The 18353-nt window shown below is 68.9% G+C and carries 21 protein-coding genes and 1 tRNA gene; 11 read left to right on the forward strand and 11 right to left on the reverse strand.

What is annotated here, in order from left to right:
- The coding region (locus RMP08_RS02125) for a class I tRNA ligase family protein (protein WP_310467318.1) at window positions 1–1685 on the forward strand (1685 nt) is incomplete at its 5' end.
- Here RMP08_RS02125 and RMP08_RS02130 read toward each other — a convergent pair.
- Together RMP08_RS02130 and RMP08_RS02135 are read right to left on the reverse strand one after the other, a co-directional pair.
- Window positions 1686–2579 (reverse strand): diacylglycerol kinase family protein, encoded by an 894-nt coding sequence (locus RMP08_RS02130; RefSeq protein ID WP_310467319.1) that lies wholly within the window; start codon window positions 2577–2579, stop codon window positions 1686–1688. It abuts the gene before it with no gap.
- Between the two features lie 45 nt (window positions 2580–2624).
- The gene (locus tag RMP08_RS02135; RefSeq protein WP_310467320.1) at window positions 2625–3065 is read right to left on the reverse strand and encodes a hypothetical protein; all 441 of its coding nucleotides are present in this window, start codon (window positions 3063–3065) and stop codon (window positions 2625–2627) included.
- A 123-nt stretch (window positions 3066–3188) separates the two neighbouring features.
- Between RMP08_RS02135 and hemB the strand changes: the two genes are divergently transcribed.
- From hemB to RMP08_RS02150, 3 genes are read left to right on the forward strand one after another with little or no spacing between them, the layout of a single operon-like run.
- On the forward strand, window positions 3189–4184 hold the full coding sequence (gene hemB, locus RMP08_RS02140) for a porphobilinogen synthase (RefSeq protein WP_310467321.1): 996 nt from the start codon (window positions 3189–3191) through the stop codon (window positions 4182–4184).
- Complete coding sequence (locus RMP08_RS02145; RefSeq protein ID WP_310467322.1) at window positions 4181–5614, forward strand: aminotransferase class V-fold PLP-dependent enzyme; 1434 nt, start codon at window positions 4181–4183, stop codon at window positions 5612–5614. The genes hemB and RMP08_RS02145 overlap by 4 nt, the downstream gene beginning before the upstream one ends.
- Window positions 5607–6182: a GNAT family N-acetyltransferase gene (locus tag RMP08_RS02150; protein WP_310467323.1), complete on the forward strand. Its 576-nt coding sequence runs from the start codon at window positions 5607–5609 to the stop codon at window positions 6180–6182. The genes RMP08_RS02145 and RMP08_RS02150 overlap by 8 nt, the downstream gene beginning before the upstream one ends.
- On the opposite strand, the gene RMP08_RS02155 is transcribed toward RMP08_RS02150, so the two are convergent.
- On the reverse strand, window positions 6179–6673 hold the full coding sequence (locus tag RMP08_RS02155; RefSeq protein WP_310467324.1) for a hypothetical protein: 495 nt from the start codon (window positions 6671–6673) through the stop codon (window positions 6179–6181). The two genes, RMP08_RS02150 and RMP08_RS02155, sit on opposite strands and share 4 nt — an antisense overlap.
- Before the next feature lie 124 nt (window positions 6674–6797).
- On the opposite strand from RMP08_RS02155, the gene RMP08_RS02160 reads away from it, so the two are divergent.
- Window positions 6798–6874: transfer RNA gene (locus RMP08_RS02160), tRNA-Arg, on the forward strand.
- Window positions 6875–6904: 30 nt separating this feature from the next.
- On the opposite strand, the gene RMP08_RS02165 is transcribed toward RMP08_RS02160, so the two are convergent.
- Together RMP08_RS02165 and RMP08_RS02170 are read right to left on the reverse strand one after the other, a co-directional pair.
- Window positions 6905–7072, reverse strand: a complete 168-nt coding sequence (locus RMP08_RS02165) for a hypothetical protein (protein WP_310467325.1) — start codon at window positions 7070–7072, stop codon at window positions 6905–6907.
- 129 nt (window positions 7073–7201) lie between these two features.
- Window positions 7202–7372, reverse strand: coding sequence for a hypothetical protein (locus RMP08_RS02170; protein WP_310467326.1), 171 nt, complete (start codon window positions 7370–7372; stop codon window positions 7202–7204).
- 218 nt (window positions 7373–7590) lie between these two features.
- Between RMP08_RS02170 and RMP08_RS02175 the strand changes: the two genes are divergently transcribed.
- Together RMP08_RS02175 and RMP08_RS02180 are read left to right on the forward strand one after the other, a co-directional pair.
- On the forward strand, window positions 7591–7845 hold the full coding sequence (locus tag RMP08_RS02175) for a hypothetical protein (protein ID WP_310467327.1): 255 nt from the start codon (window positions 7591–7593) through the stop codon (window positions 7843–7845).
- A gap of 55 nt (window positions 7846–7900) precedes the next feature.
- Entirely contained in the window at window positions 7901–8245 is a 345-nt protein-coding gene (locus RMP08_RS02180; RefSeq protein ID WP_310467329.1) for a hypothetical protein, read from the forward strand.
- Here the strand turns inward: RMP08_RS02180 and RMP08_RS02185 are convergent.
- Window positions 8172–8510 carry a hypothetical protein gene (locus tag RMP08_RS02185; RefSeq protein ID WP_310467331.1) on the reverse strand — a complete coding sequence of 113 codons (339 nt, stop codon included), beginning with the start codon at window positions 8508–8510 and terminating at the stop codon, window positions 8172–8174. The two genes, RMP08_RS02180 and RMP08_RS02185, sit on opposite strands and share 74 nt — an antisense overlap.
- A gap of 164 nt (window positions 8511–8674) precedes the next feature.
- Between RMP08_RS02185 and RMP08_RS02190 the strand changes: the two genes are divergently transcribed.
- The gene (locus RMP08_RS02190; protein ID WP_310467332.1) at window positions 8675–10012 is read left to right on the forward strand and encodes a hypothetical protein; all 1338 of its coding nucleotides are present in this window, start codon (window positions 8675–8677) and stop codon (window positions 10010–10012) included.
- On the opposite strand, the gene RMP08_RS02195 is transcribed toward RMP08_RS02190, so the two are convergent.
- Genes RMP08_RS02195 through RMP08_RS02215 form a run of 5 tightly spaced genes read right to left on the reverse strand, consistent with a single transcriptional unit; the run spans window position 10009 to window position 14668 of the window.
- Window positions 10009–11262 (reverse strand): N-succinylarginine dihydrolase, encoded by a 1254-nt coding sequence (locus RMP08_RS02195; RefSeq protein ID WP_310467333.1) that lies wholly within the window; start codon window positions 11260–11262, stop codon window positions 10009–10011. The two genes, RMP08_RS02190 and RMP08_RS02195, sit on opposite strands and share 4 nt — an antisense overlap.
- A gap of 2 nt (window positions 11263–11264) precedes the next feature.
- Window positions 11265–12278, reverse strand: coding sequence for an arginine N-succinyltransferase (locus tag RMP08_RS02200; RefSeq protein ID WP_310467335.1), 1014 nt, complete (start codon window positions 12276–12278; stop codon window positions 11265–11267).
- On the reverse strand, window positions 12275–13483 hold the full coding sequence (locus RMP08_RS02205) for a hydrolase (RefSeq protein WP_310467336.1): 1209 nt from the start codon (window positions 13481–13483) through the stop codon (window positions 12275–12277). Before RMP08_RS02205 ends, RMP08_RS02200 begins: the two co-directional genes overlap by 4 nt.
- Window positions 13484–13532: 49 nt before the next feature.
- Entirely contained in the window at window positions 13533–14201 is a 669-nt protein-coding gene (locus RMP08_RS02210) for a methyltransferase domain-containing protein (protein ID WP_310467337.1), read from the reverse strand.
- Window positions 14201–14668, reverse strand: coding sequence for an RNA pyrophosphohydrolase (locus RMP08_RS02215; RefSeq protein ID WP_310467338.1), 468 nt, complete (start codon window positions 14666–14668; stop codon window positions 14201–14203). The genes RMP08_RS02210 and RMP08_RS02215 overlap by 1 nt, the downstream gene beginning before the upstream one ends.
- A 65-nt stretch (window positions 14669–14733) precedes the next feature.
- Between RMP08_RS02215 and RMP08_RS02220 the strand changes: the two genes are divergently transcribed.
- The 3 genes from RMP08_RS02220 (at window position 14734) to RMP08_RS02230 (ending at window position 18353) form a co-directional block, all read left to right on the forward strand.
- On the forward strand, window positions 14734–15303 hold the full coding sequence (locus RMP08_RS02220) for a DUF7010 family protein (protein ID WP_310467339.1): 570 nt from the start codon (window positions 14734–14736) through the stop codon (window positions 15301–15303).
- A 76-nt stretch (window positions 15304–15379) separates the two neighbouring features.
- Window positions 15380–17260 carry a 2-oxoacid:acceptor oxidoreductase subunit alpha gene (locus RMP08_RS02225; protein WP_310467340.1) on the forward strand — a complete coding sequence of 627 codons (1881 nt, stop codon included), beginning with the start codon at window positions 15380–15382 and terminating at the stop codon, window positions 17258–17260.
- Between the two features lie 79 nt (window positions 17261–17339).
- Window positions 17340–18353, forward strand: coding sequence for a 2-oxoacid:ferredoxin oxidoreductase subunit beta (locus tag RMP08_RS02230; protein ID WP_310467341.1), 1014 nt, complete (start codon window positions 17340–17342; stop codon window positions 18351–18353).

Consider the following 18353-nt stretch of genomic DNA (forward strand, 5'->3'; position numbering starts at 1 on the left):
CCCCGTTCGGCGACCGCTCGGGGGTGGTGATCGAGCCATGGCTAACCGACCAATGGTATGTCGATGCCGCGACGCTGGTGAAGCCGGTGCTCGAAGCAACCCGCTTGCGCGCGATCAAGATCGTGCCGGAAAGTTGGTCGAAAACCTGGTTCAACTGGCTCGAAAATATCCAGCCATGGTGCGTCTCGCGGCAATTGTGGTGGGGCCACCGGATTCCGGCGTGGTTTGACGACGACGGCACTATATTCGTCGCGGAATCGGAAGAGGAGGCGCGCGCCGAGGCCGGCGACCGCACACTGCGCCGCGACGAAGACGTCCTCGACACCTGGTTCTCCTCCGCTCTGTGGCCGTTCGCCACGTTGGGTTGGCCCGAACAGACCGAGGAATTGGCCCGCCACTACCCCAACGACGTGCTCATCTCGGGCTTCGACATCCTGTTCTTCTGGGACGCCCGCATGGCGATGCAGGGGATCGAGTTCATGCGCGAACCCCCGTGGAAGACGCTCTACCTCCACGGCCTGGTCCGCGACGCGCACGGGCAGAAAATGTCCAAGTCGAAGGGCAACACCGTCGACCCGCTTGGCCTGATCGACCGCTACGGCGCCGACGCGCTGCGCTTCACCATGGCCGCGATGGAAAGCCAGGGGCGCGACATCAAGCTCGATGAAAAGCGCGTCGAGGGCTACCGCAACTTCGCCACCAAGCTGTGGAACGCCGCGCGCTTCCTCCAGATGAACGGCGTCGGCGCCAGCCAAAGCATCGCCGCGCCCGACGCCGAGCTACCGGTCAACCGCTGGATCATCGGCGAGGTGGTCGAGACGCTGGCCAAGCTGGACAAGGCGTTCGCCGAGCTGCGCTTCGACGACATGGCCAATGCCATCTATCATTTCACCTGGGGCACTTTTTGCGACTGGTACGTCGAGTTGGTGAAGGGTGAGCTTAACCCCCTCCCGCCAGCGGGAGGGGAAGAGCCGCAAAGCGGCGAAGGGGAGGGCCTGTCCGAGGCTTCACAGGCCCTCCCCCAACCCCTCCCGCAAGCGGGAGGGGGGCAAGCCGAAACCCGCGCGGTCGCCGCGTGGGCGTTCGACCAGATCCTCGTCATGCTCCACCCGTTCATGCCGTTCGTCACGGAGGAGCTGTGGGGCAGCATGGGCGAGCGCCCGTATGAGTTGATCGTCGCGAAATGGCCGGCGCCCGAGGCGAAGGCGGACAAGTCGGCGAAAACCGAAATCGGCAGTCTCGTTGCGTTGATCGCCGAAGCGCGGGCGGTGCGCGCCGAGCTGACCATCCCGTGGAGCGCGGCGCTGACCCCGCACGTCATCGGCGGCGATGCGGCGATGCTCGAGCGGCTCGCGGCCAATTCCGCCACGCTGTCGCGCATGGCCAAGCTCGACCCGCCGGTCGCCGCCAACGCTGTCCCGTCGGGCTCGGCGCAAATCGTCGTCGAAGGCGTGACCATTGCCTTCCCGCTCGGCGGGGCGATCGACCTCGACGCCGAAAAAGCGCGCCTGGCGAAATCCGTCAGCGCCGCCGAGAAAGACCGTGATTCCCTCGCATCTCGCTTGAACAACCCCGCCTTCACCGAGCGCGCCAAGCCCGAAGCGGTCGAAAAAGCCCGCGCCGACCACGCCGCCCGCGCCGCCGAAGCCGAGCGGCTCAGCGCGGCGCTGGCGCGGTTGGGGTGACTATTCGCGCGGCGCGGCGACTTCCATTGCGCCCTTGGCGATGCACACCGTGACCGGGGTCTTGGCCGCGATCTCGCCGTCGACCGAGATTTTCTGCCGCGGCCGCGCCTCGAGCCGCAGGGTCTTTCCCCGCCACTCGGTCGTGGTCTGGCCGCGCGAGCGCAGCTTGAACAAGGTCGCGAACCAGCTCCACGCCAGCCCGAACAGGCTTTTGCCGGTCACCGCCTGGATCACGATCTCGCCCGAATCGACCGCCTGGCTCTCGACCAGCTCGACCCCGCCGTGGTGCGTGCCGTTGGCGATCCGCGCCTCGGTCGCCCACGCCTTGACCAGCGACCCGTCGTCGAGCGTGACGCGCAGGCGGAACGGGCGGAAATGGAACGCGCTGCGCACCGCCCAGATCAGATAACCGACCATGCCGAGCCAGCGCTTGAGCTGATGCGGCACGGTATCGGCGATCAGCGGGCTCAGCCCGAGCGCCGCGGCGTTGACGAAATAGTCGCCATCGATGACGCCGAGGTCGATCCGTCGCCGCCGCCCGTTGGCGATCACGTCGACCGCTGAATCGACGTCGGTCGCCATGCCCATCGACTTGGCGAAGCTGTTGGCGGTGCCCAGCGGAAGGATCGCGAACACCGTGTCCTTGCCGACGAAATGGTCGATCGTGCTCGACAGGCTGCCGTCGCCGCCGCCGATGATCACCATCGGCGCGCGCGCCACCGCATCGATCACCGTGCGGTCCATCTGGTCCGGCTTGTTGACCGCGATGGCGTCGATCAGTTCGACCCCGGCCAGCTCGAGCTTGGCGCGCGCCTCGTCGAACACGTCCGCCCCGCGGCGGCTCATCGCATTGACGATCAGGATCGCCTGTTTGGGCAAAGGCTTGCTTGTCACTCATCCATAAGCGGCAGCAGCACCAACGGTTCCGCCCCGGACGGCCTACATCACCGTGTCGGCGAAGTTCGACTTATATTTGGTGTTGGCCTGGCGGTCGTTGAGCTCGATGTAGATCCAGCTCGGCGGCACCACGCCTTCCTCCAAGGCGAACCACAGCCTGCCCAGATCGTCCGGCGAGCCGAGCGCGCAAAACCCGTACAGCCGCTTGCCGGTCGCATCGAAGATGTCGACCCAGGTGCGCGCCGAATTGGTGTTGAGCCCGCACGGCGGCAGGGTCGGCGCGGCGGTGAACATGTCGGCCGGATACTGCTCCTTGTTGAACACGTCGAAGCGGTAACGCACCCAGTTCTTGCCGTTTGCCGAATAATTCTCGGTGCTGGTCAGGTACAGCACCGGATTTGGCGTTGCGGCCGGCGCGGGCGCGGCAGCCAGGGTGAAGGCGAGCGAAGCGGCGATAAGCGCGGGCGAATATGCGGATGGCATGGAATCGATCCCCTGTTCGACGGCATCGGCACGCTCGAGAGAATGTCACCGTTGCAAACGCCGGACAAGCGCGGCGAGGCTGCCCTTGCACCTGCCCGGAGGGGCGCTAAACCCCCGCGCCACATGACCCACGCGTCCTACCCCGCCTTGCGCATGCGGCGCGGCCGCTCGGCGCCGTGGATCCGCGATCTGCTGGCAGAGCATCGACTCCACCCGAGCGACCTCATCTTGCCGCTGTTTGTATGCGATGGCGCTGACTGTGGGGAGCCGATCGCGTCGCTGCCCGGGGTCAGCCGGTGGAGCGTCGACCGCATCGCCGGGCAAGCCAAAGCCGCGGCCGCCCTCGGCATCCCGTGCGTGGCGTTGTTCCCCAACACCCCCGCCGCGCTGCGCACCGAACGCGCCGAGGAAGCGCTCAACCCCGACAATTTGCTGTGCCGCGCGATCAAGGCGATCAAGGATGCGGTGCCCGGGATCGGCGTGCTCACCGACGTCGCGCTCGATCCCTACACCGCGCACGGCCACGACGGCCTGGTCGATGACCGCGGCTGCGTGCTCAACGACGACACCGTCGCGATCCTCGCCGAGCAGGCGCTGGTCCAGGCCGCGGCGGGCGCCGACATCGTTGCCCCGTCGGACATGATGGACGGCCGCGTCGGCGCGATCCGCGCCGCGCTCGAGGGTGGCGGCTATTGCGACGTCGCGATCATGGCCTACGCCGCCAAATATGCCTCGGCGTTTTACGGCCCGTTCCGCGACGCGGTCGGCTCGGCCGGGCGCTTGAAGGGCGACAAGCGCGGCTACCAGATGGACCCGGCCAACGGCGCCGAGGCGCTGCGCGAGGTCGCGCTCGATATCGCCGAGGGCGCCGACATGGTGATGGTCAAGCCCGGCCTCGCTTACCTCGACGTGGTGGCGGCGGTGAAGGCGCGGTTCGGCGTGCCGACCTTCGCGTATGCGGTGTCGGGCGAATATGCGATGATCGAGGCTGCCGCGGCGGCCGGGGCAGGGGACCGCGATGCGCTGATCCTCGAGACATTGCTGGCGTTCAAGCGCGCCGGCGCGACCGGCGTGCTGACCTACCACGCGCTCGACGCGGCGCGCCTGATCGGCCGATGACAGCGGCGCTCAAGGCCGACATCGCCCGGTTGCGCGAAGCGGCGCTGCCGCTCGAGCCCGACGCCGCCGCCCGCCGCGCGCTCGGCGCCCAGGCACTCGACCATGCCCTGGCCTATCTCGACCAGGTCGAGGAGGCGCCGAGCAACCGCCCGTGGTCCGAAGTCTTCGCCCAGACCCTCGACCCCGAGTTCGCGGAAGGCGGCCGCGACCCCGCCGCGGTGCTCGATTATGTCGCGCAGTGCGTCGACCGCCCCGGCTTCGCCACCACCTCGCCGCGCTTCATGGCCTACATCCCCGGCGGCGGGCTGTTCCACTCGGGGCTCGGCGACCTGCTCGCCGCGGCATCGAACAAATATTCCGGCTTCGCCTCGGCCAGCCCCGGCGCGGTGCGGCTGGAGAATGCCACGACCGACTGGCTGGCGCAGGTCATCGGCTTCCCCGACACCGCCGCGGGTACGCTGACCTCGGGCGGCAGCATCGCCAATCTGACGGCAATCGTCGCCGCCCGCGATGCCCGCGACGATGCCGGCGGCGGCGCGGTCTACACCAGCCGCTTCGCCCACCACTGCATCGACAAGGCGCTGCACATCGCCGGGCGCGGCCGTGCCCCGCGGCGCCAGATCGCCACCGACACCAACCACAGGATGTCCGCCGCCGCACTCGCCGCCGCGTTGGAGGAGGACGCCGCCGCCGGCATCCGGCCGTGGCTGGTGATCGCCTCGGCCGGCACCGTCGACACCGGCGCGATCGACCCGCTCGCCGAGATCGCCGCTTTGTGCCGCCGCCACGGTGCCTGGTTCCATGTCGACGGCGCCTATGGCGGGCTGTTCGCTCTGTGTGACGAAGGCCGCGCGCGCCTGTCCGGGATCGAGCAGGCCGACAGCGTCGCGCTCGACCCGCACAAGACATTGTTCCTGCCCTACGGCACCGGCGCCGTGCTGGTCCGCGACCGGACCCATCTGCTCGCCTCGTTCAGCGCGGTCGCCGACTACATCCGGCCGCTCGGCGAATCCGAAGTTGGCCCGTCGCCCGCCGATCTGTCGCCCGAGCTGACCCGTCACTTCCGCGCGCTGCGCCTGTGGTTGCCGCTCCAGCTCGCCGGCGTCGCCGCCTTCCGCGCCGCGCAGGAGGAGAAACTGGCGTTGGCCCGCTATGCCCACGCCCGGCTCGCCGAACTCGACGGGTTCGAGGTTGGCCCCCCGCCCGACCTCAGCGTGGTCGCCTTCCGCTACCGCGCCGATGACGCCTTCAATGAGCGCCTGCTGCGCCACATCCAGGACGAGGGCCGCGTGATGCTTAGTGGCACGCGCATCGACGGCCGCTTCACACTGCGCTGCGCGATCCTCTGCTTCCGCACCCATCTCGAGCATGTCGACGAGATGATTGCCGCGCTTGTCGACGGCGTCGCGGCAGTCTCCGCTCATGACTGACATCGTCGCCGAGACCGCGCGGTTGCGCCTGCGCGGCTGGCGCGCTCGCGACCGCGCCGAATTCGTCCGTCGTTTGAACACCCCGGCGGTGATGCGCTGGCTCGGCGGCGTCCAGGACGAGGCGTTCTACGTCACGGCGTTCGACCGCATCGACGGCTATCAGCGCGAGTTCGGCCACACCTTGTGGATCGTCGAGCGGATCGCCGATGAGGCCCTGCTCGGCTTCTGCGGCTTGAAACGCGTCAACTCGCCCGGCGCGGGCGCGCTGACCCGCGAGTTCGAGGTCGGCTGGCGCCTACGCGAGGACGCGTGGGGGCAGGGCTTCGCCAAGGAAGCCGCAATCGCCAGCCTCGACCTCGCGTTCGACCGCTTCGGCGCCGAGCACGTGGTTGCGCTGACCGTTGCGGGCAATACCGACAGCCAGGGGCTGATGCACCGGCTCGGCATGCAGCGGCGCGAGGATCTCGACTACACCGACCCGCGCTTCGGGCCCGAGCTCAATCCGACGATCATCTACCGCATCGACGCCGCCGAGTGGCCGGCGGCGCGCGCCGCCGCCGTGGCCTAGCCGCCGAGCCGGCGCTGGATCGCCTCGACCCGCGCCGCCTGGCGCCGCTCGATGGCGCCGGCTTCGTCCGCCGCCGCCTCGATCGCGGCAAGATCGCCCGGGCTGAGCCCGCCGCGCTGCTCGAGCGCATCGGCGCCGAGCGCATCGATGTCGCCCAGCGCCCGCGCCGCATCGCGCCGCGCCGCCACCGCTACCGACAGCGCCTGCTGCGCCACGATCCAGCCTTCGCTGTGCGGCGCGCCAGCCGATGCGGCGAGCTGCTCGGCGTGGTCGGCGGCGGGCGCGAACGCCGCGTCGCTCGCCCGCGCCGCGCCGACCAGCTCGGCCAGCCGCGCCGCCAGCGCCGCGGCCGGCGCGCCGATCATCGGCTCGGGCCGCACCGGCACCCTGGGATCGATTGCCTCGGCCGCGCGCGGCGCCAGCGACGGCGTCCGCACGGCAGGCGTCGAACAGCCGCCGACAATCACGACAAGAAGGAGCGGGAAGCGCATCGCCGCGGTGTTAGGCCGCGGCCTCGCGCCACGCAATTGCCGCCGAGCGCAGCCTCGGCCCGGCGCCGCGGGGTTGCGCGCTGAAACCCATCCCCCTATGTCGCGCTCTGCCGTTGATGGCCGCGCGCCCGTAGCTCAGCTGGATAGAGCATCAGACTACGAATCTGAGGGTCGGACGTTCGAATCGTTCCGGGCGCGCCATTTTTTCCAGCATCCGCCACGGCGAGAAAGCTAGCGGTCGCCGCGGTCGCCTTCGCCCTTCTTGGGCTTGGTCTCCGAATGCCGGCGCTGGTCGGCGGCGTGGCTCTTGCCGACATTGTCGGATTCGCTGAACTGGCCCTCTTCGTCGCGCCGCACATAGCGCTTGTCGGTTCCAGTATCGATCAATTCGCGGGGCATGGCCTAACTCCTTGACTGGACTGCCCGCGGGGAACCGCGGTGCCGGGAGCTAGAATCGCTGGGGGGTCGCGGCGGTTCCCTTGAACCGGCGAAAGGGGGAGGCTGGCGTCGCGGCCAGCCTCGGCCTGGTCAGGCGGACAACGCCATCGGAAACTCGACCGGCGTCGCAATGCTGGCGCGCTCGGCGAAATCGGCTGCCAGTTTGGCATGCCATTCGCGCGCTGCCGCGGTGATGGCGCGCTGCGCCGCCATCCGTTCCTCGATCGCCCGGCGTCGATAGTAAAGCTGATTGGACTCCATTGACCAAACTCCCGATCCCCGCAGCCACCATGACCCGCAAGCGGCTAAGAGAGGGTTAATATCCACAGGGTTCTCCCCCTCTGTGGCGCCAGTTTTTTTCGTCCCGCAGCGGGACGGGGCGTTGCCGAGTGGTGACACCCACCTCGTTTTCACGGATTATCGCCGAAACCTAACGACTCGCCGCTCGTTGGGCAGCAAAAGGTTCGAAGGAACACGTTATGCTGATGCCGATCGACTCCCACCGTAATGCGTTCAACCCGAGCAACCGCGGCTATCACGCGGTCTACCGCGAGAACGCCGTCAACCACTGCCCGGGCTGCGGGCGCACCCACTGGTACCTCGGGCGCGTGCTCGCTGAGTGCGCGTTCTGCGCGACGGCACTGCCGCTGCAGGAGGCGTACCGCCAGGGCCCGGCCGCCGCGCCGGTGATCCGCCGCTCGCGCCCGTTCGAGCCGGCGCTCAACGCCGCCTGACAGCCCGATAGCGAAACCTGTTCCAAGCGGCTTTGCTCAAGCGTATATATTGCGCATGAGCAGAGTCGCCTGGATCGCCGCCGCCGCGCTTGTCGCCGTGGCCCCTGCGCCCGCTAACGCCGGCGCTGGAAACTTCACCCTCGTCAACGGCACCGGTGTCGGCATGAAAAGTGTCGAAATCCGCCGCTTTGGCACGTCTGGCTGGAAGTCGATCAACGCTCCGTCCTCGCCCGGCGCTCGCAGCGCGGTGAGCTTCTCCGATCCTGATTGCGCGTTCGATATCCGCGCCAACCTCGATGGCGGCGCCACCGCGACGTGGAGCGGCGTCAATCTTTGCGAAGCGAAATCGGTGACCCTAAGCCGGAGTGCAGCGGGCGCTGTCTGGGTCGATTACGATTGAGGCGGTGGCGCCGCGTCGGCGCCACTGAGTGAACCGCGGCTGCCGTGGCGGTTGCCCGGGCCGGCGTGACCGAGTCGAGGAGCTTGGCGCCGGCGAGGAACACCACGCCGGTGCACAGCGCCGCCAGCACCCAGCCGAACGTCCCCGGATAGATTTCGAGATAGTGCTGCCCGCGCTCGACCGCGCCCATCGCGATTGCGTAGATCACCAGCCACGCCTCGAAGCGCGTCTTGATCGTGAACAGCCGGGCAATTTTGCTGCGCATAAGTTAATCCAACCCCGTGCCAAGCCAGCGGTTCCGCCATTTCCAGGCTAAGGGAATTGGTAAAGGGGCGCTTAACCATTTGCCAGAGGGGATTTGCCGCCGGTCCTGTCCCGATACTGGACGAGCGGCGCGGCGGCAGGCGCCGCCGCCCTGCATTGCACTCTGTGATTGACCTCGCGCCGTTGGTCGAAGCAGTCCCGCGTCTCGGCGAGGAAAGCCTCCTCGCTCAACCCGGCCCGTGGCACGACCCACGGATGGCTTCCCCCGCAATCTGGATCGGCCTGGCGGCGGCGCTTTCGGCCCCCGCTGCGGAAAACCGGGTCGGCATCGGGCGGGATGCGCCTTCCGGACTGCGCATCGAGTGGGCGCAGGCCATCGCCTCACCCGGCGACGACTGGATCAACGATATTTTCGCGCTTGCCCCGGGCGAGTTCGGCCTGGCCGGCTTCGTCGACCGCGCCGATGCCGCGGGGGCCGACTGGCGCTCGCTCTACGCCCGCATTTCCCAGAACGGGCAAGTCCGCGCGCGCCATGAATTCGGGGCCGGGAGGGGGATCGATGCCTTCTGGGCCGGCGCCGCTGCGGCGGACGGCGAAACCTGGCTGGCCGGCTTCACCTCGCGCATCGGCGCGGGCGGGATCGACGCCTGGGCCGCACGCATCGCGGCTGACGGCAAACTCCTCGAGGAAAAGACCTTCGGCGGGGGCGGCTATGACCGGTTCACCAGCCTGGCCGCAACCGCGGACGGCTACGTCCTGGTCGGCCACAGCGAGCCGCCCGACGTCGAGCGCCGACGGTTGTTCGCGGTCAAGCTCGACCGGCGCGGGTCCGCCGTCTGGCAGCGGACCATCGACGCTGACCCCGACGCGCTGGCCGCGCTGTACGTCGCCCCGGCCGGCGATGGCGGCCTGATCGTTGCCGGTGGTCTTCGCCGGGGTGAAGACAGCGACATCTTCATCCTCAAGCTCGACGGCGGCGGACAGGAGCTGTGGCGGCGGACCGTCGGCACGGCGGCCGCCCCGGACGTCAATCACGGGCTGCTGGTCAAGCCCGATGGCACGATCGTCGTCGCCGGATATGTCAAAAGCTGGGGTTCGCGCGACAATGACATCCTCGCCGCCACCTTCTCGCCCGCGGGCGTCCTGCTCAAAAAGGCGCTGCTCGGCGGCGCCGGCGACGACCGGCCGATTTCGCTGAAGCCAGGCCCCGCCGGTGAGGCATGGGTGGTTGGCTACACCAAGAGCGCAAGCTCCGCTGGCGATTGGGACGTGCTCGTCGCGCGGCTCGACTCACGCGGCGAGTTCATGCCCGGCGTGGCGACGCTGGGGTCAACGGCCGACGACAATGGCACGGCGATCCACGCGCTCGACGACGGCGGGGCAATCGCCGCCGGCTACAGCAAGGGGCTGGGATCCGCGTCTGAAGATGCGTTCGTCGTGCGCCTCTCGCCTGCCGACTGGACACGTCCCAACCCGGCATTCGCCCGGCGGGTCGTGCCCTAAGCGAGTTCGGTCAGGTCGAGCGCTTCCAGCAGCGCGGTGCGGGCGCGTTCGATGTCGGCGATCAGCGCTGGCGCCTGCAAGTCGTCGTTGTGGAATTCTTCCGGCCAGCACCGCGCAACGACTTCGGCAAGCTGATCCAGCTTGGCCGGGTCGGCGATGAACCGCGGGTCGACCGTCGCCGGGTCGGCGACCACGCGCAGGCGAAGGCACGCCGGCCCGCCGCCGTTGGCCATCGACTGGCGCACGTCGACCACCTCGACCCGGCGGATCGCGCCGTTGCCGGCGAGGTGGCGCTGCAGCCAGCCCCATACCGACGCCGTCTCGCGCGCTTCCTCGGGCACCACCAGCGTGGTCTGGCCGTCGGGCGGGGTGACCAATTGGGCGTTGAACAGATACGATGAGATTGCGTCGGGCAAAGGCACGTCGGCGGCCGGCACCTCGACGAACTCGAACCCGGGCACCAGCCGCTGGCACGCCGCGACCAGCGCGTCGCGCTCGGCGAACGCCTGCTCGTGGGCGAACAGCACCGGCCCGTTGGCGACCGCGACGACATCGTTGTGGAATGCGCCGGCGGCGATGGCATCCTCCGACTGCGGTGCAAACAATGTGCGCTCGGGGTCGAGCCCGTGCAGCCGCGCGATCGCCCGCGACGCCTCGACATGCTGGCGCGCGGGGAACGGGCCGCCGGTCACGCCATAGACGAACACTTCCACCCCCGGCTCGCCGTGGCCCGGCGCCAGCCGCATGTGGTTGGCCGCGCCCTCGTCCCCGAACGCGGGCGGGACCGGGTCGTGCACCGCGAAATGCACCGCATCGGCGAAAGCCAGGCGCAGCTGCGCCAGCGTCGCCGGCCATTCGTGGCTGCGGTGCGGCATGGTCTTCAGATTGGCGACGGTGAGGTGGCACTTGCCGTCGCGTGTGTCGGGCGCGGGGGAGACGGTCGCCGCGTTGGCCGCCCACATCGCCGAGGCCGACATCGCGTTCGCGGCGAGCCCCGGATCGGCGTCGGCGTAGGACGTGCCGAGTGCTCCGAGCCAGGCATGATGCGGGCGCGGGTGCGGCACGAACAGCCCCTGGGCCAGGCCGAGCGCGAGGTTGGCGCGCATCTTGTCGAGACCCTGCAGCGCGGCGGCGCGCGGCTGCGAGACGTGGCCGGCATTGCGCGTCGAGGCGAGGTTGCCGAGGCTGAGGCCCGCGTAATTGTGGCTCGGGCCGACGATGCCGTCGAAATTGATCTCGACCAGCGCCATCCCTAGCGCCCGACCGTGAGCAGTTCGTCGCCGACCTGGGCGCCGAGTAAGGCGGCGGTCGCGGCGTCGATGACGAGCCCGTCGCCGACCTGCCTGACGGTCGCGAAACAGGCGGCGAAGTCTTTTAGCCGCCCGCGCGAGACGAGCATTTTTTCTTCTCCGCCGTCACCGATCTCGGCCACGGTGCGCGCCACCGCCCCGCCGACCGAGCGGATGTCGTCGGTCGCCGCGATGACGGTCGGCCCGCCATCGAAAATGTCGACATAGCGGTCGAACTCGAAGCCTTCCTCCTCCAGCATGCGCAGCGCGCCCTTGCCGGTCGGGTGCGGCAGGCCAATCACCGCCCGCGCGCTGTCCGCCAGCAACGAAACGTAGATCGGCGTGCGCGGCATCAGATCGGCGATGAAGCGGGTGCCGTGGATGGCGTTGAACTGGTCCGCTTCGGGAAAGCTCATGTCGAAAAAGCGGCCGGCGAGCGCGTCCCAGAACGGCGAATTGCCGTCCTCGTCGAGCACTCCCCGCAGTTCCGCCAGCGTGGTCTCGCCGAACCGCGCGCGATGCTGGCGGATGAACAGATAACGGCTGCGCGCAAGCAGCGTGCCGAGCCCGCCCGAGCGCGAATCTGGGTGGAGGAACAGCCCGCCGACCTCGGACGAACCCTCGAGGTCAGTGGTCAGGCTGAGCATCTGGTTGCGGAAGGTCTTGCCCAGTTCCGGGCTGGTCTGGGTCAGCGTGCTGAGGTGGTAGGAATAGAACGGCTGCTTGACCCCGACCTTGCCGAACACCTGGCAGGTGCCGCGGATGATGCCTTGCGCGGGATCCTCGAGCACGAACACGTAGAGGTCGGCCTGCTGGTCGTCGCCGGCGCGTGCGAACGACGCGTCGGAGCGCTCGAGCTTGGCGACCAACGTGTCGCGGTCGGCCGGCAGATTGGTGAACCCGCCGCCGGTCAGCTTGGCCATTTCGAACATAGCGTCGGCGTCGTCCCGCCGCGCGGCGCGCACGCGAAAGCTCATGCCGCCGCCCCGGCCAGCCGCAGCAGGGTCAGTGCCGATAGCGCGCTGCGCTCGGCCAAACTGTCGGCAATCAGATATTCCTCCATCGAATGAATTTTGCCGCCGCGCACGCCCATGGTGTCGACCACCGGGACGCCGCACGCGGCGATGTTGTTGCCGTCGCACACCCCGCCGGTGGCCTGCCAGCCGATCGCCTGGCCAAGGTCGGCGCCGGCCGCGGCGACCAGCTTGAACAGTTTTTCGGCGTCGGCGGTCATCGGCTTGGGCGGCCGCCCGAACCCGCCGTGCGCGTCGATCGTCACGTCATGCTCGGCGGCGACGTCGGCGACCAGGCGCTCGGTCAGCGCGTGCGCGCGCGCCTCGTCGTCGGGGGTGGCAGGACGCAGATTGACGCGCAGGATAGCGAGGTCGGGCACGACATTGTTCGGCCCGCCGCCGTCGATCCTGGCCGGATTGATGCTGAGGCCCTGATAACGCGCACCCTTCAGCCGCAACGCGAGATCCGCCGCCGCGACCAGCGCGTTGCGCCCGTCCTCGGGATTGCGCCCCGCATGGGCCGAGCGGCCATGGACGATCAGCGAGAAATTGCCGCTTCCCGGCCGAGCCCCCGCCAGCGTGCCGTCGGGCAGCGCGGACGGCTCGTAGGTCAGCGCCGCGCTTTTGCCCCGCGCCGCCGCCGCGATCAGCGCCGCCGAGCCGGCCGAACCGACTTCCTCGTCGCTGTTGATGATCACTTCGTAGCCGAGCCGCGGCCCGAGCTCGCTCGCCTCGACCGCCTTCAAAGCCGCCAGCATGACCGCGATGCCGCCCTTCATATCAGCGACGCCGGGCCCGCCCAGCACGCCGTCCTCGAGCCAAGTCAGCGCCTGGAACGGGTGGTCGGCGCCGAACACCGTGTCCATGTGCCCGGTCAGCAGCAATTGCACCGGCGCCTCGGGCCGAACCTTCAAGTGCAGGTTGCGGCCGTGCTCGAGCGGCACCCGCCGCCCGCCGTCGTCAACCGCGTCGACCGGCGCCGGATCGACCAGCGCCAACGCGCCCGGCAGCGCGGCGAACGCATCGGCGATCAGCCCGGCGACCGTCGCCAGCCCGGCGAGGTTGCGCGAACCCGAATTGACCGCCGCCCACGCCTCGACCTGGCGCAGCATCGGCTCGGCCGCGGCGTGCTCGACGGCGGATTGTTCGGTCGCGGTCAGGGTCCCCATGGCGGCTCATCTAGCCGCGCCGCCGGGCGAACGCCACACACCTCGTGGGCTAGCCGTCGAACGCGACGAAGCGCTGGCCAAGCGCCTCGATCGCGCCGCTCGCGATGGTCGCCAGTTCTTGCTCGAGCAGCGCCGCAGCGGCCGCCGGTTCGCGCAGGTGCGGCTCCAGGTAGCGGAAATAATATGCGGCGTCGGCGCGCTCGACCGTGGCGAACGCGCACAGCGCGCCGGCGATGGCGTCGGACGAATGGAGCTCGTGGTCATGCGCCGTGTCGAGCTCGACGGGTTGGCCGAGTGAACCGCTCGCATGCAGGTCTCGCGCAAGCGCGGTGAACCAGGCATCGGCGCGCGCGGTGCCGCCCTCGGCACGGAAGTCTTCAATGATCACGCGGCCGCCCGGCTTGAGCACCCGGCGCGCTTCGGCGACGGCGCCGGCGAGGTCGTGGATGTGGTGGAGCGAGCGGGTGAACAGCACGGCATCGTAGCTGGCGCCAAGCTCGGCCGGCCATTGCGCAACCTCGGCGGCGACGCCGGCGCGGCGCGCTTGCTCCACCGCGTACGCGTCGCTGTCGATCGCCCGCACCGCCAGCCCGTCGGCCTGCAGCAGCGCCGCCAGCGCCCCCGCCCCGCAGCCGACCTCGAGCACGCTCCCGGCGCCCGGCGGCAGCGCGTCGCTGACGAAGCGATAGGTGTACAGCGTCGATGCTGCCGGCGGCATCACAGATACTCGGCGAACTCGCTCAACAGCCGCCGATAGAGGTCACGCTTGATGGGAACGATGAGGTCGGGGAGGTCGGCCGGCTCGACCCATTTCCATTCGTTGAACTCGGGGTGCTTGGTGGCGATGTCGATGTCGCTGGTGACGCCGAGGAAGCGGCACAGATACCAATCTTGTTCCTGGCCCTTCCATTTGCCGCCCCACAATTTGCCGCGCAGTTCCTTGGGCAGGTCGTAGGTCAGCTTTTCCGGGCAATCGGCGATGCGCTCGACTAGATACGGCGGGATGCCGGTTTCCTCCTCCAGCTCGCGCAATGCGGTCGCCCACGGCTCCTCGCCCTTGTCGATCCCCCCTTGCGGCATCTGCCACGCCTCGTCGGTATTATCGATGCGCTTGCCGACCCACACCTTGCCTTCGGCATTGAGCAGCATCACGCCGACCCCGCGGCGATAACGATCCTTGGTCATCGCCACTGACTAGCGCCGGCGCCGGAGCATCGCTAGCTTTCGGTCGTGCCTGGGGGAGGAGCCGCATGACGCTGGACGAAATGCGCGCCGATTTCATCACCCGGCGCAAGGGCTCGATGGCGCTGCCGATGACCGGCGTGCTGGTCTATTCGCTGGCCGCGATCCTTACTCTGCTGGTCGACGCGCGGTGGCACAATTGGGTGCTCGCGGCGTGCTTCTGGTTGATCCCGCCGCTCGGCGCCTTGATCAGCCGCCTGCGCGGCGAGCAAGTCGGCAGTGCTGCCGACAACCCGCTGTTCGATTTGTCGGCCAAAGCGAGGGTGATGGCGCTGGCGACGTGGGCGATCCACATCCCCGTGTGGGTCTACGCGCCGACCCTGTTTCCGCTCACGGTCGGGATCGCGTTCGCGCTGCACTGGGTCGTGTTCTCGTGGACTATCGGCCACCCGGTCGGCTTCTACCATCTGGCGATGCGGATCGCCTTCGTGCTGCTCGCCTGGCACCTGTTTCCCGCCAACCGGGTCGGCGCCGTCAGCGCCGGCATTGCCTTGGCCTATGTCATCTCGCTCTACCAGTTGAGCCGGATCGACTGGGCGGCCCGGCTCGGGCCCGGGCTTGCAGTCGGCAACCGATAGGCGGACACCGCCGACCGCGCTCGCAATGAGCCCGCTGCGGGTCTAATAGGCTCCCAACACCCGATTCAGGATCACCATGGCCTCCGCCACCCATTTACTTACCGAACGAGAAGCGACCGCGCGGCCGCCGGTCGAAGCGGTCGTCGTGCGCTTTGCCGGGGACAGCGGCGACGGCATGCAATTGACCGGCGGGCAATTCACGCTGTCGACCGCGCTGGCCGGCAACGACCTCGCCACATTCCCCGATTTTCCCGCCGAAATCCGCGCCCCGCAGGGGACGACGTTTGGCGTCTCGGCGTTCCAGATCAACTTCGGCTCGACCGCGATCGACACCGCCGGCGACGAACCCGACGTGCTGATCGCGATGAACCCGGCGGCGCTGAAGGTGAACGCCGAGGCACTGCGCGACGGCGGGCTGATCATTGCCGACGAGGGCGAGTTCACGGCACGCAACCTGACCAAGGCCGGCTATGCCGCCAACCCGCTCGACGACGACAGCCTGGCGCGCTGGCAAGTGGTGCGCTTCAACATCTCCCAGCTGACGCTCGACGCGGTCAAGCCGTTCGGGCTCGGCAACAAGGAAGCGCTGCGCTGCAAGAACATGTGGACGCTCGGCCTCGCGCTGTGGATGTTCGACCGCGACCGCCAGCCGATCGTCGACTGGCTCAAGACCAAGTTCGCCAAGGCGCCCGAGCTGGCCGAAGCAAATATCGCGGCCTTGAACGCCGGCCACGCCTATGGCGAGACGGTCGAGATCGGCGCCAGCATTCGCCAGCGCCACCTCGAGCCGGCGCCGGCCGAGCCCGGCCTGTACCGCACCGTGACCGGCGCCGAGGCGCTCGCGGTCGGGCTGGTCGCGGGCGCGCAGTTGGCCGGGCTGCCGATGTTCTTCGGATCCTCCCCGATCACCCCGGCGAGCCCGCTGCTGCATCATCTCGCGCGGCTCAAGGAGTTCGGGATCACCACCTTCCAGGCCGAGGACGAGATTGCCGCGATCTGCGCCGCGATTGGCGCGTCCTATGCCGGGCAATTGGGTGTCACCTCTTCATCGGGGCCCGGGATCGCGCTCAAAACCGAGGCGATGGGCCTGGCGGTGATGACCGAGCTGCCGCTGGTGATCGTCAACTCGCAGCGCGGCGGGCCGTCGACCGGCCTTCCGACCAAGACCGAGCAGTCGGATCTCTACCAGGCGGTGTACGGCCGCAACGGCGACACCCCGCTGCCGGTGATCGCCGCCTGCTCGCCGGCCGACGCGTTCGAATGCGCGATCGAGGCGGTGCGCATCGCGACCCGCTACATGACCCCGGTGATCCTGCTCACCGACGGCTACATCGCCAATGCCGCCGAGCCGTGGAAGGTGCCCGACATGAGCGGCTTCGCGCCGTTCCCGGTCAAGTTCCACGACACCCCGCCGGCCGAAGGCGAGGGGGTCATGCCCTACGCCCGCAACGACGAGCTGGCGCGGCCGTGGATCAAGCCCGGCACGCCCGGCCTCGAGCACCGCATCGGCGGCATCGAGAAGGCACCGGGCTCGGGCAACATCGATTATAGCGCGGCGTCCCACCAGGCGATGACCGACACCCGCGCCGCCAAGGTCTTGGGCGTCGCCGGCAGCATCCCCGACCAGGCCATCGCACTCGGCAGCGAGGGCGCGAAACTGGCGGTGGTCGGATGGGGCTCGACCTATGGCCCGATCCACCAGGCGGTGCGCCGCGCGCAATTGCGCGGGCTCGACGTCGCCCACGTCCACGTCCGCCACATCTGGCCGGCCCCGAACAATCTCGGCGAATTGCTCAAGGGCTTCGGCAAGATCATCGTGCCGGAGATGAACATGGGCCAGTTCAAGACCCTGCTGCGCGACCAGTATCTGGTCGATGCCAAGTCATTGACCAAGGTCAGCGGCCTGCCGTTCCGCATCGCCGAAATCGAGGCGGCGATCGAAAGCGCGCTGCAATGAAGCAGATCAATGTGTGGCCGATGCTGATGATGCTGATCGTGGTGGTCGGCCTGATCGTGTGGCTGTCCGGAGTTGGCCGATGAACGAGATGACCGCCGTCACCACCGCCAAGGACTGGGCGTCGGACCAGGAAGTGCGCTGGTGCCCCGGCTGCGGCGACTATGCAGTGCTCAAGGCGGTCCAGCGGACCATGCCCGACTTGCAGGTCGCGCGCGAAAAAACGGTGTTTGTCAGCGGCATAGGCTGCTCGAGCCGCTTCCCCTACTACATGGCGACCTACGGTTTCCACACCATCCACGGCCGCGCCCCCGCGGTCGCGACCGGCGTCAAGCTCGCCAACCCCGACTTGGACGTGTGGATCATCACCGGCGACGGCGACGCTTTGTCGATCGGCGGCAACCACACCATGCACCTGCTGCGCCGCAACCTCGACTGCCAGGTGCTGCTGTTCAACAATGAGATCTACGGCCTGACCAAGGGCCAATACTCGCCCACGTCGCGCATCGGCACGCGCTCGCCGTCGACGCCCTACGGCTCGATCGACCGCCCGATGCGGCCGTGCGCGTTCGCGCTCGGCTCGGGCGCGCGGTTCGTCGCGCGCGCCATCGATGTCCACAAGTCGCTGCCCGACGTGCTCAAGGCGGCCCACGCGCACCGCGGCGCCAGCTTCGTCGAGATCTTCCAGAATTGCGTGGTCTACAACGACGACGTGTTCGCGCCGTTCACTGCGCGCGATGCGGCGTCGGACAAGCAATTGTGGCTCGCGGCGGGCGAGAAGATGCTGTTCGCCGGCGGCACCACGGGCATCGCGCTCGACGTCGAGCGCCTGGCATTGAAGGTGGTCGCCGCCGACGATCCCGCGGTGATCGTCCACGACCCCAAAAACCGCTCGATCGCGCACATGCTGATCGAAATGCCGGGCGAGGGCTTCCCGGTCGCCCTGGGCGTGCTCTACGACGACCCCGCGCCGACCTTCGAAAGCGCGGTGGCCGAGCAGAACCGCAGCGCGGCCAGCGGCAAGACGCCCGACCTCCAGGCCCTGGTGTCCAAGGGGCAAAGCTGGATGGTCGAGAAAGAGCCGCACAAGATCTGA

The organism is Sphingomonas sp., from assembly GCF_031426035.1.
GTDB lineage: Bacteria > Pseudomonadota > Alphaproteobacteria > Sphingomonadales > Sphingomonadaceae > Sphingomicrobium.

What these genes read in the sequence shown, in the direction of transcription:
- hemB (WP_310467321.1), top strand. Translation starts at nt 3,189, where the DNA reads ATGACCCACGCGTCCTACCCCGCCTTGCGCATGCGGCGCGGCCGCTCG.
- RMP08_RS02150 (WP_310467323.1), top strand. Translation starts at nt 5,607, where the DNA reads ATGACTGACATCGTCGCCGAGACCGCGCGGTTGCGCCTGCGCGGCTGG.
- RMP08_RS02185 (WP_310467331.1), bottom strand. Translation starts at nt 8,510, where the DNA reads ATGCGCAGCAAAATTGCCCGGCTGTTCACGATCAAGACGCGCTTCGAG.
- RMP08_RS02180 (WP_310467329.1), top strand. Translation starts at nt 7,901, where the DNA reads ATGAGCAGAGTCGCCTGGATCGCCGCCGCCGCGCTTGTCGCCGTGGCC.
- RMP08_RS02145 (WP_310467322.1), top strand. Translation starts at nt 4,181, where the DNA reads ATGACAGCGGCGCTCAAGGCCGACATCGCCCGGTTGCGCGAAGCGGCG.
- RMP08_RS02170 (WP_310467326.1), bottom strand. Translation starts at nt 7,372, where the DNA reads ATGGAGTCCAATCAGCTTTACTATCGACGCCGGGCGATCGAGGAACGG.
- RMP08_RS02175 (WP_310467327.1), top strand. Translation starts at nt 7,591, where the DNA reads ATGCTGATGCCGATCGACTCCCACCGTAATGCGTTCAACCCGAGCAAC.
- RMP08_RS02135 (WP_310467320.1), bottom strand. Translation starts at nt 3,065, where the DNA reads ATGCCATCCGCATATTCGCCCGCGCTTATCGCCGCTTCGCTCGCCTTC.
- RMP08_RS02195 (WP_310467333.1), bottom strand. Translation starts at nt 11,262, where the DNA reads ATGGCGCTGGTCGAGATCAATTTCGACGGCATCGTCGGCCCGAGCCAC.
- RMP08_RS02155 (WP_310467324.1), bottom strand. Translation starts at nt 6,673, where the DNA reads ATGCGCTTCCCGCTCCTTCTTGTCGTGATTGTCGGCGGCTGTTCGACG.
- RMP08_RS02210 (WP_310467337.1), bottom strand. Translation starts at nt 14,201, where the DNA reads ATGCCGCCGGCAGCATCGACGCTGTACACCTATCGCTTCGTCAGCGAC.
- RMP08_RS02215 (WP_310467338.1), bottom strand. Translation starts at nt 14,668, where the DNA reads ATGACCAAGGATCGTTATCGCCGCGGGGTCGGCGTGATGCTGCTCAAT.
- RMP08_RS02225 (WP_310467340.1), top strand. Translation starts at nt 15,380, where the DNA reads ATGGCCTCCGCCACCCATTTACTTACCGAACGAGAAGCGACCGCGCGG.
- RMP08_RS02220 (WP_310467339.1), top strand. Translation starts at nt 14,734, where the DNA reads ATGACGCTGGACGAAATGCGCGCCGATTTCATCACCCGGCGCAAGGGC.
- RMP08_RS02165 (WP_310467325.1), bottom strand. Translation starts at nt 7,072, where the DNA reads ATGCCCCGCGAATTGATCGATACTGGAACCGACAAGCGCTATGTGCGG.
- RMP08_RS02200 (WP_310467335.1), bottom strand. Translation starts at nt 12,278, where the DNA reads ATGAGCTTTCGCGTGCGCGCCGCGCGGCGGGACGACGCCGACGCTATG.
- RMP08_RS02205 (WP_310467336.1), bottom strand. Translation starts at nt 13,483, where the DNA reads ATGGGGACCCTGACCGCGACCGAACAATCCGCCGTCGAGCACGCCGCG.
- RMP08_RS02230 (WP_310467341.1), top strand. Translation starts at nt 17,340, where the DNA reads ATGAACGAGATGACCGCCGTCACCACCGCCAAGGACTGGGCGTCGGAC.